The sequence below is a fragment of the Pseudomonas sp. Mn2068 genome (assembly GCF_049319725.1).
GTDB classification, from domain to species: domain Bacteria; phylum Pseudomonadota; class Gammaproteobacteria; order Pseudomonadales; family Pseudomonadaceae; genus Aquipseudomonas; species Aquipseudomonas gingeri.
Map to the genome: position 1 here is coordinate 358,307 of NZ_JBMOUG010000003.1, position 17,627 is coordinate 375,933.

General features: G+C 64.6%; 16 protein-coding genes. 12 read left to right on the forward strand and 4 right to left on the reverse strand.

Features of this window, described 5'->3' with window-relative positions:
• The first annotated feature begins 81 nt into the window (after positions 1-81).
• From ACL9RJ_RS09585 to ACL9RJ_RS09615, 7 genes are all read left to right on the forward strand, one after another.
• Positions 82-1,632, forward strand: coding sequence for an MBOAT family O-acyltransferase (locus tag ACL9RJ_RS09585; RefSeq protein WP_177146746.1), 1,551 nt, complete (start codon positions 82-84; stop codon positions 1,630-1,632).
• Between the two features lie 11 nt (positions 1,633-1,643).
• On the forward strand, positions 1,644-2,822 hold the full coding sequence (locus tag ACL9RJ_RS09590) for an alginate O-acetyltransferase (protein WP_177119660.1): 1,179 nt from the start codon (positions 1,644-1,646) through the stop codon (positions 2,820-2,822).
• A 14-nt stretch (positions 2,823-2,836) separates the two neighbouring features.
• The gene (locus tag ACL9RJ_RS09595; RefSeq protein ID WP_017124123.1) at positions 2,837-3,493 is read left to right on the forward strand and encodes an alginate O-acetyltransferase AlgF; all 657 of its coding nucleotides are present in this window, start codon (positions 2,837-2,839) and stop codon (positions 3,491-3,493) included.
• Positions 3,494-3,645: 152 nt separating this feature from the next.
• Complete coding sequence (locus tag ACL9RJ_RS09600; RefSeq protein WP_017124124.1) at positions 3,646-5,097, forward strand: mannose-1-phosphate guanylyltransferase/mannose-6-phosphate isomerase; 1,452 nt, start codon at positions 3,646-3,648, stop codon at positions 5,095-5,097.
• Positions 5,098-5,271: 174 nt separating this feature from the next.
• Positions 5,272-5,736, forward strand: coding sequence for a hypothetical protein (locus ACL9RJ_RS09605; protein WP_017124125.1), 465 nt, complete (start codon positions 5,272-5,274; stop codon positions 5,734-5,736).
• A gap of 107 nt (positions 5,737-5,843) precedes the next feature.
• Positions 5,844-6,245, forward strand: a complete 402-nt coding sequence (locus tag ACL9RJ_RS09610; RefSeq protein WP_017124126.1) for a thioredoxin domain-containing protein — start codon at positions 5,844-5,846, stop codon at positions 6,243-6,245.
• 9 nt (positions 6,246-6,254) lie between these two features.
• Positions 6,255-7,079, forward strand: coding sequence for an SDR family oxidoreductase (locus ACL9RJ_RS09615; RefSeq protein WP_422765175.1), 825 nt, complete (start codon positions 6,255-6,257; stop codon positions 7,077-7,079).
• Between the two features lie 86 nt (positions 7,080-7,165).
• Here ACL9RJ_RS09615 and ACL9RJ_RS09620 read toward each other — a convergent pair whose 3' ends face one another.
• Genes ACL9RJ_RS09620 through ACL9RJ_RS09635 form a run of 4 tightly spaced genes read right to left on the reverse strand, consistent with a single transcriptional unit; the run spans position 7,166 to position 11,935 of the window.
• The gene (locus ACL9RJ_RS09620; RefSeq protein WP_177119658.1) at positions 7,166-8,026 is read right to left on the reverse strand and encodes an HlyD family secretion protein; all 861 of its coding nucleotides are present in this window, start codon (positions 8,024-8,026) and stop codon (positions 7,166-7,168) included.
• A 10-nt stretch (positions 8,027-8,036) separates the two neighbouring features.
• The gene (locus ACL9RJ_RS09625; RefSeq protein ID WP_017124129.1) at positions 8,037-8,237 is read right to left on the reverse strand and encodes a DUF1656 domain-containing protein; all 201 of its coding nucleotides are present in this window, start codon (positions 8,235-8,237) and stop codon (positions 8,037-8,039) included.
• Complete coding sequence (locus tag ACL9RJ_RS09630; protein WP_177119657.1) at positions 8,227-10,413, reverse strand: FUSC family protein; 2,187 nt, start codon at positions 10,411-10,413, stop codon at positions 8,227-8,229. Before ACL9RJ_RS09630 ends, ACL9RJ_RS09625 begins: the two co-directional genes overlap by 11 nt.
• A gap of 10 nt (positions 10,414-10,423) precedes the next feature.
• Positions 10,424-11,935 carry an efflux transporter outer membrane subunit gene (locus ACL9RJ_RS09635; protein ID WP_422765176.1) on the reverse strand — a complete coding sequence of 504 codons (1,512 nt, stop codon included), beginning with the start codon at positions 11,933-11,935 and terminating at the stop codon, positions 10,424-10,426.
• Positions 11,936-12,204: 269 nt separating this feature from the next.
• Between ACL9RJ_RS09635 and ACL9RJ_RS09640 the strand changes: the two genes are divergently transcribed.
• From ACL9RJ_RS09640 to ACL9RJ_RS09660, 5 genes are all read left to right on the forward strand, one after another.
• Complete coding sequence (locus ACL9RJ_RS09640) at positions 12,205-12,621, forward strand: hypothetical protein (protein WP_177108638.1); 417 nt, start codon at positions 12,205-12,207, stop codon at positions 12,619-12,621.
• 15 nt (positions 12,622-12,636) lie between these two features.
• Positions 12,637-12,987 (forward strand): hypothetical protein, encoded by a 351-nt coding sequence (locus ACL9RJ_RS09645; RefSeq protein WP_177108637.1) that lies wholly within the window; start codon positions 12,637-12,639, stop codon positions 12,985-12,987.
• A 6-nt stretch (positions 12,988-12,993) separates the two neighbouring features.
• Entirely contained in the window at positions 12,994-15,273 is a 2,280-nt protein-coding gene (locus ACL9RJ_RS09650; RefSeq protein ID WP_422765177.1) for a hypothetical protein, read from the forward strand.
• Between the two features lie 96 nt (positions 15,274-15,369).
• Positions 15,370-16,326, forward strand: coding sequence for a LysR family transcriptional regulator (locus tag ACL9RJ_RS09655; RefSeq protein ID WP_177085577.1), 957 nt, complete (start codon positions 15,370-15,372; stop codon positions 16,324-16,326).
• A gap of 323 nt (positions 16,327-16,649) precedes the next feature.
• Positions 16,650-17,624 carry a 2-hydroxyacid dehydrogenase gene (locus tag ACL9RJ_RS09660; RefSeq protein ID WP_178964130.1) on the forward strand — a complete coding sequence of 325 codons (975 nt, stop codon included), beginning with the start codon at positions 16,650-16,652 and terminating at the stop codon, positions 17,622-17,624.
• Positions 17,625-17,627: the final 3 nt, after the last annotated feature.

Genomic DNA, 17,627 nt, shown 5'->3' on the forward strand with positions numbered 1-17,627 from the left:
ACGATCGACACTCCCCGGTTTTCATGGGGGGTTTGGGGGGGCTTCGGCCCTTGAACGTTGATTAAACAAGGAGAGATCGGGATGGTATTTTCATCCAATGTGTTCCTGTTCCTGTTCCTGCCGATCTTTCTCGGCTTGTACTACCTGAGCGGGCAACGCTATCGCAACCTGCTGTTGCTGATCGCCAGCTACGTGTTCTACGCGTGGTGGCGGGTGGACTTCCTGGCGCTGTTCGCCGGCGTCACCCTGTGGAACTACTGGATCGGCCTCAAGGTCGGCGCCGCCGGCGTACGCACCAGGCCGGCCCAGCGCTGGCTGCTGCTGGGCGTGGCCGTCGACCTGTGCATCCTCGGCTACTTCAAGTACGCCAACTTCGGGGTCGACAGCCTCAACGCGATCATGACCTCGTTCGGTCTCGAGCCCTTCATCCTGACCCACGTGCTGCTGCCGATCGGTATCTCGTTCTACATCTTCGAGTCCATCAGCTACATCATCGACGTCTACCGTGGCGATACCCCGGCGACCCGCAACCTGATCGACTTCGCGGCCTTCGTGGCGATCTTCCCGCACCTGATCGCCGGTCCCGTGCTGCGCTTTCGCGACCTCGCCGACCAGTTCAACAACCGCACCCACACCCTCGACAAATTCTCCGAAGGTGCCACGCGGTTCATGCAGGGCTTCATCAAGAAGGTCTTCATCGCCGATACCCTGGCGGTGGTCGCCGATCACTGCTTCGCCCTGCAGAACCCGACCACCGGCGACGCCTGGCTCGGTGCCCTGGCCTACACCGCACAGCTGTACTTCGACTTCTCCGGCTACAGCGACATGGCCATCGGCCTCGGCCTGATGATGGGCTTCCGCTTCATGGAGAACTTCAAGCAGCCCTATATCAGCCAGTCGATCACCGAGTTCTGGCGGCGCTGGCACATCAGCCTGTCGACCTGGCTGCGCGACTACCTCTACATCACCCTGGGCGGTAACCGCAAAGGCACCCTGACCACCTATCGCAACCTGTTCCTGACCATGCTGCTCGGTGGCCTGTGGCACGGCGCGAACATCACCTACATCGTCTGGGGCGCCTGGCATGGCATGTGGCTGGCGATCGAAAAAGCCCTGGGCATCAACACCACGCCACGCAGCTTCAACCCGATCCGCTGGGCGCTGACCTTCCTGCTGGTGATCATGGGCTGGGTGATCTTCCGTGCCGAGAACCTGCACGTGGCCGGCCGCATGTACGGCGCCATGTTCAGCTTCAGCGACTGGTCGCTGTCGGAGCTCAACCGCGCCAGCCTCACCGGCCTGCAAGTGGCGACCCTGGTGGTGGCCTACGCGACCCTGGCGTTCTTCGGCCTGCGCGATTTCTACAGCAACCCGCCCGCGCCGAAGGCCAAGCCCGCCGACGGTCCGGCCACCGCGCAACCCGGCCTGATCAAGGCCGCCCCCGGCGAAGCGGCCGGCAGCATCCACGAGCCCGGCTACAACGTCGGCGTCGAAGCCCAGGTGCAACCGGCCTACTGGGTGGCCGACTGGCCGCGCTACCTGATGCGCGCCCTGGTGCTGCTGCTGTTCATCGCCTCGATTCTCAAACTTTCGGCGCAAAGCTTCTCGCCGTTCCTCTACTTCCAGTTCTGAGGGAGCCGACCATGACCCGCTCATTACGCATCCTCTACATCGCCCTGTTCCTCGTCACCTTGCTGGCGCTGGGGCTGTGGTCCCTGCGCAGCTTCATCGGCTTCAGCACCAACGCCGACGCGACCGTGCTCAACGGCCGCTGGACCAAGGCCATCGAGACTCACTACGACGGCGAGTTCCCGATCAAGCGCCTGGGTACCAACCTCTGGGCCGCGCTGGACTTCAAGCTGTTCAACGAAGGCCGTCCGGGCGTGGTGCTGGGCCGCGACCACTGGCTCTACAGCGACGAGGAATTCAACCCCATCGCCAACGAGCAGCAGAACCTGCAGGGCAACTACGCCCTGGTCGAAGGCGTGCGCCAGACCCTCAAGGCCAAAGGCGTGAATCTGGTGATGGCCATCGTTCCGGCCAAGGTCCGGCTGTACCCGGAACACCTGGGTGAAGTCCGCCCGGCGAGCATCCACGCCAACCTCTACGAGGATTTCCATGCCCGCGTCGCCGCCGACCGGATCCTCGCCCCCGACCTGCTCGGCCCGCTGCAACAGGCCAAGCAACAGGGCCGCCAGGTATTCCTGCGTACCGACACCCACTGGACCCCGGACGGCGCGCAGATCGCCGCTGCCCAGCTGGCCAGCGCCATCGCCGCACAGGCGCCGCTCAGCGGCACGCCGCAGCGCTTTGTCACCGAAGCCGAGAAGACCGAGCAGCACAAGGGCGACCTGACCCTGTTCCTGCCGCTGGATCCGCTGTTCGACAACCTGATGCCGCCGCAGGAACCGCTGGAAAAACGCATCACCCGTGCCGCGGACGACCAGCCGGCCGCCGACGACGCGCTGTTCGCCGACAACGAAGTGCCGGTGGCGCTGATCGGCACCAGCTACAGCGCCAATCCGAACTGGAACTTCGTCGGCGCCCTCAAGCAGGCCCTGCACAGCGACGTGGTGAATTACGCCGAGGACGGCCACGGCCCGATCCTGCCGATGCTCGCCTACCTGAAAAGCGACGCCTTCAAGAACAACCCGCCACAGGTGCTGATCTGGGAATTCCCGGAACGCTACCTGCCGGTCAACAACGAAATCGGCGATGCCGACCCGCAGTGGGTCGCGCAACTCAAAGCCGCTGGTATCCGCCAACAGAACCTGGTGCAGAACACCACCCGATCCGAGTCGCCTGTACAGGCGCAAAACTGAAAGAGGTATGCCCCATGACCTTCAACACTACTCGTAAAAACACCGTCAAGACCCTGGCCATGGCCGCAGGCCTGAGCCTGCTCTCGCTACAGGTCTGGGCCGGCGGCGACGCCGCCCTGTACGGTCCGACCGCACCGAAGGGTTCGAGCTTCGTGCGCCTGTACAACGCCAGCAACCAGGAAGTCAGCGCCACCGTCGGCGCCACCGCCCTCAGCGATGTCGCGCCCCTGGCCAGCAGCGATTTCAGCTTCATGCCCGGTGGCGACTACAGCGCCAAGGTCGGCAGCCAGAGCCTGCCGGTGAAACTCGCCGCCGACCACTATTACACCCTGGTCAACAACGCCAGCGGCCAGCCGCAGCTGATCGAGGAACCGCCGTTCAAGAACAAGCAGAAGTCCCTGGTGCGGGTACAGAACCTGAGTGACAAGGCCCTGACCCTGAAGACCGCCGACGGCAAGACCGCCGTGGTCGAGTCCGTGGCCGCCAAGGGCCGCGGCGAGCGCGAGATCAACCCGGTGAAGGTCAGCTTCGCCCTCTACGAAGGCAACCAGAAGGTCAGCGACCTCAAGCCGGTGGCCCTGGAGCGCGGTGAAGCGGCGGTGCTCTACGTCACCGGCAGCGGCAGCAGCCTGTCGCCGGTCTGGGTCAAGCGCCCGGTGTCGACCCGCTGATGATTTTCCGAATGGCCCACGCCCCCTGTGGGAGCCGGCTTGCTGGCCGCCACAAGGAATCGCGTTGGCCATTCGGACACGGACAACAACAAGAGAGTGAAACGACCAACCGCAGTAGCTCTAACCCATACATTGCTTAAAGGAGTAACAACATGATTCCGGTAATCCTGTCAGGTGGTAGCGGCTCACGTCTTTGGCCGCTTTCGCGCAAGCAGTTTCCCAAGCAGTTCCTCGCCCTCACCGGCGAACAGACGCTGTTCCAGCAGACCCTCGAGCGCCTGGTGTTCGAAGGCATGGACACGCCTATCGTGGTCTGCAACAAGGACCATCGCTTCATCGTCAACGAACAGTTGAGCAACCGCCACCTCGAGGCCCAGCGCATCCTGATGGAACCGTTCGGCCGCAACACCGCGCCGGCCGTGGCCCTGACCGCGATGATGCTGATCAACGAAGGTCGCGACGAGTTGATGCTGGTGCTGCCCGCCGACCACGTGCTGGACGACCAGAAAGCCCTGCAACGCGCCCTGGCCCTGGCTACCGTGGCCGCCGAGCGTGGCGAGATGGTGCTGTTCGGCGTACCGGCGACCAAACCGGAAACCGGTTATGGCTACATCAAGTCGAGCAACGATGCGCTGCTGCCCGAAGGCGTCAGCCGCGTCTCGCACTTCGTCGAGAAGCCCGATGAAAAACGCGCCATCGAGTTCGTCGAAGCCGGCGGTTACTTCTGGAACAGCGGCATGTTCCTGTTCCGCGCCAGCCGTTTCCTCGAAGAGCTGAAGAAACACGATCCGGATATCTACGACACCTGCCTGCTGACCCTCGAACGCAGCCACCAGGACGCCGATACCGTGACCCTGGACGAAGCCACTTTCGCCCAGTGCCCGGACAACTCCATCGACTACGCGGTGATGGAAAAGACCCAGCGCGCCTGTGTGGTACCGCTGAGCGCCGGCTGGAGCGATGTCGGTTGCTGGTCGTCGCTGTGGGACGTGCATGAAAAGGACGAGAACGGCAACGTCAGCAAGGGCGACGTGGTCATCCAGGACAGCCGCAACTGCATGATCCACGGCAACGGCAAGCTGGTGTCGGTGATCGGCCTGGAAAACATCGTCGTCGTGGAAACCAAGGACGCGATGATGATCGCCCACAAGGACAAGGTCCAGGGCGTGAAACAGATGGTCAACACCCTCAACGAACAGGGCCGCAGCGAGACCCAGAACCACTGCGAAGTCTACCGGCCATGGGGTTCCTATGACTCGGTGGACATGGGCGGCCGCTTCCAGGTCAAGCACATCTCGGTCAAGCCGGGCGCGTGCCTGTCGTTGCAGATGCACCACCACCGCGCCGAACACTGGATCGTGGTCAGCGGCACCGCCGAAGTGACCTGCGACGAGAACGTGTTCCTGCTCTGCGAGAACCAGTCCACCTACATCCCGATCGCCTCGGTGCACCGCCTGCGCAACCCGGGCAAGATCCCCCTGGAGATCATCGAAGTGCAATCGGGCAGCTACCTGGGCGAAGACGATATCGAGCGTTTCGAAGATATCTACGGGCGTTCGACCCCAGTCGAGCGCGGCATCTCGGTGAAAACCATCGCCCAGTAAGCCCTGGCGTTCCACTCACCCCCGCCCCCGCTGGCTGCGTCCCCTATCCGCAGTCAGTGGGGGCGGGGGTGTTTTTTTGCCGGCGATGCAAAACCCGCCCTCCCCGTCCCCGAAGTGAAGGGCACCACCTACACTGTTAGGATGATGCTTCCCGTCTTTTCGAGGCTGCTTTTCATGTTTATCGGCGTGCTGCTGATCATCACCTGGCTGGTCCTGCTGTTGCGCTACCCGGCCAAGGCCTTGCCGGTGTCCATGGCCGCATTGGCCGGGCTGGGACTGGTGGCCGCCTGGGTCGCCTGGATGGATACCCGCGAGGCCCGGCAACTGGCGCGCCTGGAAATGCGCATCAGCTATGCTCCCGAGCACTGCCCGGCCGACCGGCCGCTGCAATTGAAGATGAAAAACGACAACGACGTACCCCTGACCGACCTGCGCTGGCGCATCGCGGCCTATGCTCCGGGCGATACCGTCAACCTGGCGGAAAACAGTTATACCGCGCCGCGTTACCGCGGCCCCGGTGAACTCCAGGCCGCAGGTGCCTGGGAAGACTGCCTGCCAATGCCGCCGCTGCGCCCCGGCTACCGTCCACAAACCCTGGAATTTCGTGCCGAACGCCTGCAAGGCAGTTTTTCCGGCTGACATCGGAGATAGCGGCTTATTGCCACCTGTCATTTCTGACAGGTTACAACCCAGTGCATTTGACGTTGAATACCCCCTGGAGGTGAAGCTACCGTCAGGGAGTCAGGATGAAAAGCAAGAGCACAGTCACCGAAATCAAGACCCGGAGGGCTTTTCGTACGGCCCTGGGCAGCCTGGAGATTCCCCTGATCCGACCCAAACCGTCGGTGGTTCTTGTCTACAGCCGCGGCTGCCCGCCCTGCGATCAACTCAAGCGACTGCTCGAGGCCCTGGCATCAGGCCCTTATCAGGAGCGGGTGGCGTTTTTCCAGCTCAGCTACCCGATCTTCAAGCTGCTGCAGCCCGGTATCGAGATCCAGTACGTACCCACCCTGTTCTTTCTCGACGGCCACGGTGCCCAGACCCGCATGCATGGCACCGACCGGATCAAGATCAAACAAGGACTCGATTCGCTCTTTTTTGTCACGGACAAGGTATTCTCGGAGGTCTTCGACTCCCAGGCCCAATAAGGATGTGCCATGCCCGTAGCCTTGATCACCGGATGTTCCAGCGGCATCGGCCGCGCGCTGGCAGATGCTTTCCGAAACGCGGGGTATGACGTCTGGGCCACGGCGCGCAAGCCCGGGGATGTCGCCGCCCTGGCCTCCGCCGGTTTCACCGCCGTGCAACTCGATGTCAACGATGGCCCGGCCCTGCAACAACTGGCCGAACGTATCGAGCAGCAGCACGCCGGCCTCGATGTGCTGATCAACAATGCCGGTTATGGCGCCATGGGACCGCTGCTCGATGGCGGTGTCGAGGCCATGCAGCGCCAGTTCGAAACCAATGTCTTCGCCATCGTCGGCGTGACCCGCGCGCTGCTCGCGGCGCTGCGTCGCCACAACGGCCTGGTGGTGAATATCGGCAGTGTCTCCGGTGTCCTGGTGACACCGTTCGCCGGCGCCTATTGCGCGTCCAAGGCGGCGGTCCATGCCTTGAGCGATGCCCTGCGCATGGAACTGGCGCCCTTCGGCGTGCGCGTGATGGAAGTCCAGCCCGGCGCCATCGATACCCAGTTCGCCAGGAATGCCAGCCATGAGGCCGAGCAACTGATCGCCGAGACCTCGCCCTGGTGGCCGCTGCGCGAGGGCATTCGCGCCCGGGCCAATGCGTCGCAGAACAACCCGACCCCGGCGGCCAGCTTTGCCGCCGACTTGCTCAAGGCCGCGCAAAAACCACAGCCTCCACGCCTGCTGCGCCTGGGCAACGGCTGCCGGGCGTTGCCGTTGCTGTCAGCCATGCTGCCCAAGGGCCTGCTGGAAAAGGTGCTGATGAAGCGCTTTGGCCTGAACCACTCCCTGTAATGACCGCACGCAAACCGTAGGAGCCGGCAAGCCGGCTCCCACAAGTGCCGTCAATCCGACCACCGCCGCGAAGCTTATGGTGATCTTCACTCCCCCGCCGGCTTGACGATCACCGTGCAGGTAATCCCCGCCGCCAGCAGCACCCCGTCCGGCACCTCGTCGATATGAATCCGCACCGGCACCCGCTGGGCCAGGCGCACCCAGTTGAAGGTCGGGTTCACATCGGCGACCAGCTCGCGGCTTTGCGGGTTGTCACGGTCGTAGATGCCCCGCGAGATACTCTCCACATGGCCCTTGAGCACCTGCCCGCTCATCAACTGCATATCGGCCAGGTCACCGACCTGCACATGGGGCAGCTTGGTTTCCTCGAAGAAGCCGTAGACCCAGAACGAATTCAGGTCGACCACCGCCATCTTCGCCTCGCCGATCCGCGCATAGTCGCCGCGGTGCACGTTGAGGTTGGTGACATAGCCGTCCACCGCCGCCCGCACCTGGGTCCGCGCCAGGTTCAACTGCGCCGCCTCCAGTTGCGCCTGGGCCTGCTGGTAGTCGGCCAGGGCGGCGTCGGCCAGGTTGCCGGCATCGTCACGGCTCTCCTTGGAGATCACCATGTTGTCCAGGTCGGCCCGGCGATGGGCGTTGACCTTGCGCATCTCCCAGGTGGCCTTGCGCGAGTCCACCAGCGATTGCGCCTGCTTGACCGCGATGCGGTAGTGCTCGGGATCGATCTGCATCAGCAGGTCGCCCTTGTTCACTCTCTGGTTGTCACGCACCGGCACGTCCACTACCTCACCGGTGACGTCCGCCGCGACATTGATGATGTCGGCGCGCACACGGCCGTCACGCGTCCACGGGCTTTCCATGTACTGCACCCACAGCAGCCGGCCGATCCAGATCGCAAGGGCCAGGACCAGCAAGGTGGCGATCAGGCTGAAGAGCTTTTTCATCAGGTCGTTCTCAACGGTAAACAGTGAGCGCCAGGGCGCCGAAAATGCAGCTGAACAGGCTCAGGCGCAGCAACGCCGGGTGCCAGAAGAAGCGGTACAGGTCATGGCTGGCGATAAAACGGTCGAGCGCCCAACCGACGCCGGCGGCGATCAGGAACAGCAGGGTCATGGCCGGCAGGTAGAGACCGTGGAACGCGATTTCACGGGGCATGGGAATTTCCTTGTGCGCCGCCCAGGGTCGCCAGCGGCGAGCGCGGGTCCAGCAGCGAGGTACGGATAAAGTGCAGGTAGCTCTGGACCCGGCGCAGCACCGAGGTATCGAAGTGCCGGGCAAAAGGTTCGTCGGTGGCCTGGACCCGGCTGATGGCGTGGTCCACCGCCAGCAACGCGCGCTCCAGGTTGCTCGCGTTGGGCTGGATGAACAGGCGCATCAGCGAGCGGCCCATGACCCGGATCGACTGGCGCCATGGCTGCGCTTCGGCATAGGCCGGGTGCACCGGGAGGATCGCCTGTTCCTTGCGCAATTCGATGACCGCGTGGCCGACCTCCAGCACCACGAACATCCAGCGCAGCAGCTCGCTCTGCACCTTCGGCTGCCCCGCGGCGAAACCATAGGCCTGGTGCAACAGGTCACGGGTGCCGCTTTCGAAGGTCGAGCCCAGCCCCTTGAGCCTGCCGCTGATGGCGAACACCACCTGTTCGCGCAGGTCCTGCTCCAGGCGCCGCCACAGCCAGCGGCTGTTGGGCGGCAGGATGATCGCCCCCGCCGCCGCGCACACCAGCATGCCGATGACCATGCCGATATAGTCGTTGATAAAACCGTAGGGGTTGTAGATCGTCAGGTTGTCCGGGACCGAGCCGGTGCTGAAGAAGATCAGCAGGCCCACGCCGACACCCATCCAGGCCGGGCGCGAAGCGAGGAAGGCACCGAACACGAATACCGGTGCCAGGACCATGCACAGCAGGGGGAAACCGTCGATGGAAGGAAAGATGAAGAACATCTCGACGAAGCCGATCAGCGCCCCGAGCAAGGTCCCGCAGGCCATCTGGAAGGCCATGCGCTTGGGGTTCGGGGTGGCCGCCGACAGGCCGACCGTGGCGGCGGCGATCAGGGTCATGGTCGCCCCGCTCGGCCAGGCGGTCGCCACCCAGTAGCTGCCGAGCACGATCAGGATAAAGGCACCACGGATCCCCGAGGCGGCCGCCGCGAGCCAGTTGGTCTTCGGCACATAGGGCTCGTCCCACTGCTCGCGCTCATGACGATGGTCGGCCAGGGAGGCATGGGTCAGCGCATAGCTGTGCAGTTCCTCGACAAAGCGGTAGAGCAGCTCGAAGGCGGTATGAAACTCCAGCTGCCCGGCCGCGTCCGGGTCGCCTTCCTCGAAGCGCGCCCGCAGGCTGCGGACCCGTTGCGGCAAGGCCAGCTTGTAGTCTGCCAGTTGCATGGCCAGCCGCCTGGCATCGGCATCGGTCAGCGCCCGTCCGGCAAAACCGTCGAGCAGTTCGGCAAGGCCCAGGAAGCCCGGCTCGATGGCCGCCAGCACCTGCAGCGGCCCGCGGCTACGCAGGCGTTCAAGCAGCTGATGCAGGGCATTGAAGCGGGTGGTCAGGGTCATGAACTCGCTGTTCAATCGGTTCAACCGCCCGTTGCGCCGACGCATGTGCGGGTCTTCGAACACGGTGACGCTGCGCAGGCCCTCAAGGCCCACGGCCTGGGCGATAAAGCCGATATTGGCGGTTTCGAATGCCGCACCGGCATGGGGCGCGCGCAGGCCGCTGCCGACAAACCCGGCAAACGCGCCGAAACGCTGGTAGAGCGCGTTGCGCATGGCCGCGCTGGCGCTCTGCGGGAGAATCGCCGCACTGACGAAGGTCGAGCAGACGATCCCCAGGGAGATTTCCAGCACCCGCCAGACCGCCGCCATGAAGGCCCCTTCGGGATGGGCCAGGGCGGGCAGGCCGACCATGGCGGCGGTGTAGCCGGCCAGCACGAAACCATAGGCGCGGAAGTTGCGATTGCGCGCAGCCCCCGCCGAACAGGCCCCGATCCAGATCGCCAGCGCGCCGAGAAACAGCTCGGTGTTCTGCGCGAACAGGGCGATCAGCAGCACCATCACCGCCGACCCGGCCAGGGTGCCCAAGAGCCGGTAGAAACTCTTGGCAAACACATGCCCGCTTTGCGGCTGCATGACGATAAACACCGTGATCATCGCGGTGCGCGGCTGGGGCAGCTCCAGGCGCATGGCCAGCCACAGGGTCAGGAAGGCGGCGGCCAGGGTCTTGAAGATATACACCCAGGTCACGCCGTCGCTGCGGGCCCAGTCAAAGAAGCCGCGACGCCATTCGAGGGAATACAGCCAGCGCACCGGGGCGGGCAAGGGAGTCATGACGCGGTTCTCAGTGATCGAAGGCGGCCAGCACCGCAGGAGGTTTGCCCGGCACGCCGCGCTCCGGCGCCGGTACATCGTTGCCCGCGCCCAACCCGCCGCCGAGGGCGGTGACCAGTTCGGCATGGGCGCTCAGGCGCGCGGCCTGGACCTGCTGCTCGACCTGCTGCTGATGGAACAGCAGGGTCTGGGCATTGAGCACATTGAGGTAGTCGGTCAGGCCGCGCTGGTAGGCGAGCATGGCGATGTCGTAGGTCTTCTGCGCCGCCGCCACCGACTCGGCGGCAAAGACCTGCTGCTTGTCCATCGACTCGCGACGAATCAGGCGGTCGGAAATGCCCTTGAGAGCATTGATCAGGGTCTGGTTGTAGTGGGCGACCGCGATGTCGTAGCCGGCGCTGGCTTCACCCAGTTCCGCGCGCAGGCGGCCACCGTCGAAGATCGGCAGGGAGATCGCCGGGCCGACGTTGTAGTTGAATTTGCGCCCGGCGAGGAACTCCAGCATGCCACCGCCGGTGGCCATGTAGCCGAGGCTGCCGACCAGGTCGACATTGGGATAGAAGCCGGCATGGGCCACATCGATACCACGGGCCTGGGCCGCCACCTGCCAGCGGCTGGCAACCACATCGGGACGCTGGCCGAGCAGTTCGACGGGCAGCGCCGATGGCAATTTCAACGCGGCCGCCAGGGACAGCGCCGGACGTTTCAATCGCGCCCCCTCGCCCGGACCGAAACCGGCCAGGGCTGCCAGCTGGTTGCGGCTCAAGGCGATCTCTTCGTCCAGTGCATCCAGTTGCCGATGGGTTTCGGGCAGCGGTGTCTGCGCCTGGCTGACTTCGAAGTGAGTGCCGAGCCCAGCGTCCAGACGCCGTTGCGCCAGGTCGAGAATCTGCGTCTGCTGCCTGAGGGTGGCCTCGACGATATCGCGCTGGGCGTAGTGCAACGACAGCTGGATATAGGCGCGCACGATATTGCCCTGCAACTCGAGCCGGGCCTGGCGCTCTTCGGCGACGCTCATATGCGCCAGGTCCACGGCGCGTTCGCTGGCATTGCTGTCGCGGCCCCAGAGGTCGAGGGAATAACTCAGGCCCAGGGCGGCATTGTTGTCCCAGGTGTTGGAGTCGGCCAGTTCGCCGGGACCATAGAACTGATCGTTGGCCCACTGATGGCGCTTGAGGCTGGAGTCGCCCTTGATCTGCAGCGACTCGGCCGACTCGGCGACTCCGGCCATGGCCCGGGCCTGGCGCACGCGCGCGGCGGCCATGGCCAGGCTCGGGCTGCCCCGCATGGCCTGGCTGACCCATTGGTCGAGTTGCGGGTCACCATAGGCCTGCCACCAGCGGGCGGTCGGCCAGTGCGCGTCGCGGGCGGCGCCCTGGATCGCTTCATCGGTGGCCAGGGTGTTGGCGGCCAGGGTCTTGCCTTGTGGGGCAATACCTCCGGTTCCGATGCAGCCGCCGATGGCTAACGATAAGGCCCAAACACTGAGAGTCTTCAGCTCTCTGCTGATGCGACGCGGCACTGCTGTAAATTCCCGACATGGATGGAGAAGCTCTGGAGCGGCAATTCTAGGGGGCGCCCGAGGCGGCGATAAGCGGGGCTTCCTGCGAATGTTTGTTACCGTTCCCGAGATAATCCGTGTCCTCGCGACGGGGCTGGCAACCAGCGGGAATCCGGGGCGGCGGAGGATGAGCGCAATGTGATATTGGCCGGCTACAGGGGCGTGCGAGGCTTCGTCCTACACCGACCTGGCACCAGCCTGACAACAAGAACACAAGGCAGAGGCATCCGATGAACCTGTCTCTTGAACTGCAGAAACGCCGCGACCGCTTCAATCCGTCTCTCGTACCCGTCCCTCCGGCGCCCCTGGACGCCTTGCAGGAATGCCTGGTACGGCACCTCCGCATCGCCGTCGAACAGCGCGACGAACGCCTGCACTTCCACACCCTCGACGGCGATCCCTGCACGCTCGAGTATGCCGACGCCTACGTGGTGCGCCGCACCCTGCACGGGGTCGAGGCCATCGGCGTGCAACAGTGGCTGCGGCTGAACCTGAGCCTGTGCCGGCACTACATGAGTATCGACTGCCAGGGCCCGAGCCCGGTCATCAGCGGCCTGATCATCGAGGGGGCGTCCCAGGACCAGACCCTGCGCGGCCTGGCCAGCTTTTTCAATCTCTCGAACGCCGCCAAGCATACGGCCCACTGAACAGGACCTGCAGCCATGTCCGACGCCAGCCGCAACGACCTGATTAGCCAGCTACACAGGCTGATGCCCGACAGCCAGGCCGACTACTTCCAGATCGCGCTGGATCACGACGACCGCAGGCTGTGGCTGGAATACGGCCAGCAGGGACTGCTGCTCATGCTCACGCCGCCGGTCGTCGATGCACCAGCTTCTGACTTCGTTATCCGGGCGCCCGGCGGCTCCATGGCTTTGCTGTTCGACACCTGGTTCCAGGAGCAGGCCGCCCAGGCCCTGTTCCTCAGGCTGCCGTTTCCCGACAGGACGGCCATCCTCGATACCTGCGAACTGTTCCTGCAACGTTGCCATGCGCCGCTGGCGCAGGAGTGATCGCCCATGAGTCCCCTTGATGCGCTACAGGCCCGCTCCACCTCATTGTTTCATCCGTCCGCCGGACAACCGAGCCTGATCAGCTACAAGGAAAAATACTCGATCTTCCATCATGCGCCCGACCTGCAAGCGGGCGACGCCTGCCTCGGCGACAACCTGCAAGGTATCGACGCCGCCAGGCAGCCGCAAGCCGCCGGCGAACACTTCGGAGGCGCTGTCGAGCGCATCATGCAGCGCCTGCAGGACAGTCTCCCGGCCACGCAACAACAGGCCCTCGAACCGTTGCAGAAACTTCACGCGCAAGCCCTGCCCGCCCTTCGCGCCAACGACCTCGACAGCCTCGGCAAGCAGGAACTGCAGGTTCTCTATCGCTACTTCAAGACCGCCCAGCACACCTTTGCCAGCCTGCCCGGCGCAGGCGAAAACCAACAGCAGCAACGCCTGTGCCGGGTGCTCAAGTGGCAATTTCGCGCGAGCCTGAGCGTGCACCTGAAGAATTCGCTGGACCAGGCCCTGGCCAAAAGCCGGGCGACGGTCGGCGAAGGCGGGTCCCAGGGCTGGGATGCGCGGGTCGGGATACAGCTCGGCACGGGGGCGCTGGGCGGCGCCAGCATCGGGCCGAATGTCGGGCTGTCGTCAAAGCTGGAGACCACGCAGACCCGCATCATCAAGGACACCACCAGCGTCGACAAGCGGGTGACAGGCCGCCTGCACCTGGCCAATGCCGTCTCGCTGGAACTGGGCCTGGGCTACGAAACGGTCCGCACTGAAAAGTACAGCAACCTGGACACCTACGTCCGGGCCAACAGCCTGTCCAAATGGGCCTGGTGGAATGGTTCCAAGCGCGACCTGCTGATGCAGGCAAAACCCTTGCTCAGCGCCTGCAACAACTATCAGCGCAATATCCGCCTGGCCTCCCTCAGCCAGGCGTGGCTTGGCGACGAACTGCGAAAAAGTGGAAACCCCTGCCCGCTGTTCAAGACCCACCAGCCCCTGCCCCAACCCTTCCAGATCGAATCCGGCCAGCGGGTCGCGGCCAGCGCGACGATGGCGTTCGATGGGTTGGGCGTGCTCCAGGTCCAGGCGCAGGCGAAGGCCGATGTGCTGAAAACCGAGAAAGCCCAGGCCCTGGATATCATCGGGCTCTACGAACTGAACCCGGTCACCGCCGAGCAGCGCCTGGAGGGCGTCGGGGAGTACGGCCCCGATGCGCGGCAACTGATCCGCGCGATGCAGGCCCATGTCGTCGACAGCAGCCACCAGTTGACCAGCGCCGTGCTGGACGGCAAGAACGCCGCGCAATTGCGCGAGATCAGCCAGGACCTCGACCAGCGCTCCCGGCAACTGACCGAGCAGTACGTCCACCTCAAGATCGCCCGAACCATCGATGCCGACGCGGACGCCACTATTCGCCAATTGCTGGAGCAGCACCTGGCGCTGTTCCGGCCGGACACCCTGAAACGCTATACCGCCAAGGCCAACACCGAGACCCGGACCCTTTCCGTCGAACCGAAAGCGAAGCTGTCGTGGGGCGTGAGCCTCGACGCCGGGGTGAAGATCAGCCTGGCATCCGTCAAGGAGGACGACCCGCACCTGTCCGGCACCTACCTGGATATCGTCGTGTCCGGCCAGTTCAACACCCTGGAAAGCGTGCAGAAACTGATCGCCGGCGGGCTCTCCAGCGCCGGTGTCGAAAACTTCGACAGCGCGCCGATCATTGCCCTGATCGGCGGCACGGTGCTCTATCAATCCCACGGGACCTCGGCCAGGTTCGCGCTGAAACTCAAGGACGGAGAACCGGCGCTGTTGCTGACCCAGCGCTTCCTCACGCAAAAGGATGCCTTCAGCCAGGCCATCCCGACACCCACGCCGATCACCCTGGAAGGCGCCACCGGCAGCCAGGTCAATACCCTGTTCGACGAGCAACTGGGCAGCCAGTCCCTGGACCTGCTGCTGCCGATTGCCCTGGGCAAGCTGGCCCCGGGCCAGGATACGACCTGGTGGGACGGCTACGTCGACAAGCATGTGCAGGCCTTCGACACCCTGCTGAACAACATCGCCGACCCGGGCAAAGGCACGCTGCTGCGCCGTGAACTGGCGACGATCAAGGCACGGATTGCCCCCTCGGACGCGGTGGACACCTTGCTAAGCGCGGCACAAGCCGCTCGCGAGCGACCGGACGCCAGCACTTTGCCGGCAGCGCGGGAGGCCTTGAAAGCCATGTTGACCGCCTACATCAGCGGTTACTATGAGGCCAAGGTGAAGGAGGCCTGGCGCGTGACCTGAGACGTTGGCCGTAAAGACACCGTTCCTGGCCCGCGACAAGCTGACACCACCCCGTTACTTCGTGTCACAATTTGTCATCGCCCCAGAGAACACCCCATGGACACTCTGCAAAACATGCGCGCCTTCAGTTGCGTGGCCGAAGCCGGGAGCTTCACTGCCGCCGCCGTGCAACTGGACACCACGACGGCCAATGTCTCGCGCGCGGTCTCCAACCTGGAAGCCCATCTGCAAACCCGCCTGCTCAACCGCACCACCCGCCGCATCGCCCTGACCGAGGCCGGCAAGCGTTATCTGCTGCGCTGCGAGCAGATCCTCGCCTACGTCGAGGAAGCGGAGGCCGAGGCCAGCGATGCCCATGCCCGGCCCGCCGGGCTGTTGAAAGTGCACACCATGACCGGGGTCGGCCAGCATTTCGTGATCGACGCCATCGCCCGTTATCGCAAGACCCATCCCGACGTGACCTTCGACCTGACCCTGGCCAACCGCGTGCCGGACCTGCTGGACGAGGGCTACGACGTGTCCATCGTGCTAGCCAAGGAGCTGCCGGATTCGGGTTTTGTCTCCCAGCGCCTGGGCATCACCTACAGCATCGTCTGTGCCTCGCCCGACTATGTGAAGGCCAATGGTTGCGCGCGCAAGCCCAGCGAACTGCTCAACCACGCCTGCCTGCGCCTGGTCAGCCCGGTGACCGCCCTGGACAACTGGATCTTCAACGGTCCTGACGGCCAGGAGGCGGTGACCCTGTCCAGCTCGCCGTTCCTGGTCAACTCGGCCGACGCGATGAAAGCGGCGATCACCAGCGGCATGGGCGTCGGCGTGCTGCCGGTTTACGCCGCCATCGAAGGCCTGCGCAACGGCAGCCTGGTGCGCATGATGCCCAACTACCGCTCCCAGGAACTGAACCTGTACGCGATCTACCCATCGCGCCAGTACCTGGACGCCAAGATCAAGACCTGGGTCGAGTACCTGCGCGGCTCCCTGCCGGAGATCCTCGCGGCCCACCAGGCCGAGCTGGCGGCCTATGAAATGGGGCATGTGCGTCTCGCCACCTGAGATCATCGGCGCCTGCCCGCGCCTCATCGCTGGCAAGCCAGCTCCCACAAGGATCGCGGCGTGCACAAGATGTGCGCCTGACGCGGTACTCATTGTGGGAGTGGGCTTGCCCACGAAGAGGCCCTTGAGCCCCGCACCGCCTGCGCGGACGCCTTCGCTGGCAAGCCAGCTCCCACAAGTTTTTTGCGCATGACGATGACCTGTGTCGAAACGCCGACCTGTGGGAGCCGGCTTGCTGGCGATGGCGAAAGCAGAATCCACCGCACAAATCCGCTGAAAAATGATAGCGTGCTTGGCATTCCCGCCGTTCGATGAGCTTTACGATGAAAAAAACCGTACTCGCCTTCAGCCGCGTCACCCCTGCCATGGTCGAGCGCCTGCGCCAGGATTTCGACGTGATTGTCCCGGACCCCAAGCTCGGCGATATCAATGCCCAGTTCGAGGAAGCCCTGCCCCACGCCCACGGGCTGATCGGTGTCGGCCGCAAACTGGGGCGTGCCCAGCTGGAAAACGCCGGCAAGCTTGAAGTGGTCTCCAGTGTCTCGGTCGGATACGACAACTATGACGTGGCCTACCTCAGCGAGCGCGGGATCATGCTCACCAATACCCCCGACGTGCTGACCGAAAGCACTGCCGACGTGGCCTTCACCCTGATCATGAGCAGTGCCCGCCGGGCCGCCGAACTGGATGCCTGGACCAAGGCCGGCCAGTGGAAAGCCACGATCGGCCCGGAGCTGTTCGGCACCGATGTCCACGGCAAGACCCTGGGCATCGTCGGCCTGGGCAATATCGGCGCGGCTATCGCCCGCCGTGGCCGCCTCGGTTTCGACATGCCGGTGCTCTACAGCGGCAACAGCCGCAAGCCGGAGCTGGAGCAGCAACTCGGCGCGCAGTTCCGCAGCCTAGACGCGCTGCTGGCCGAAGCCGACTTCGTGGTGCTGGTGGTGCCCTTGAGCGACAAGACCCGCCATCTGATCGGCCAGCGCGAACTGGGCCTGATGAAGCCGGGGGCGATCCTGGTGAACGTCTCACGAGGCCCGGTGGTGGACGAACCGGCCCTGATCCAGGCGCTGCAGGCCGGCACGATTCGCGGCGCCGGGCTGGACGTCTACGAGAAGGAGCCGCTAGCCGAGTCACCCCTGTTCAAGCTGAAGAACGCCGTGACCCTGCCGCATATCGGTTCGGCCACCCACGAGACCCGCGAGGCCATGGCCAACCGGGCCCTGGCCAACCTGCGCAGCGCGCTGCTCGGCGAGCGCCCGCACGACCTGGTCAATCCCCAGGTGTGGAAGGGCTGACGA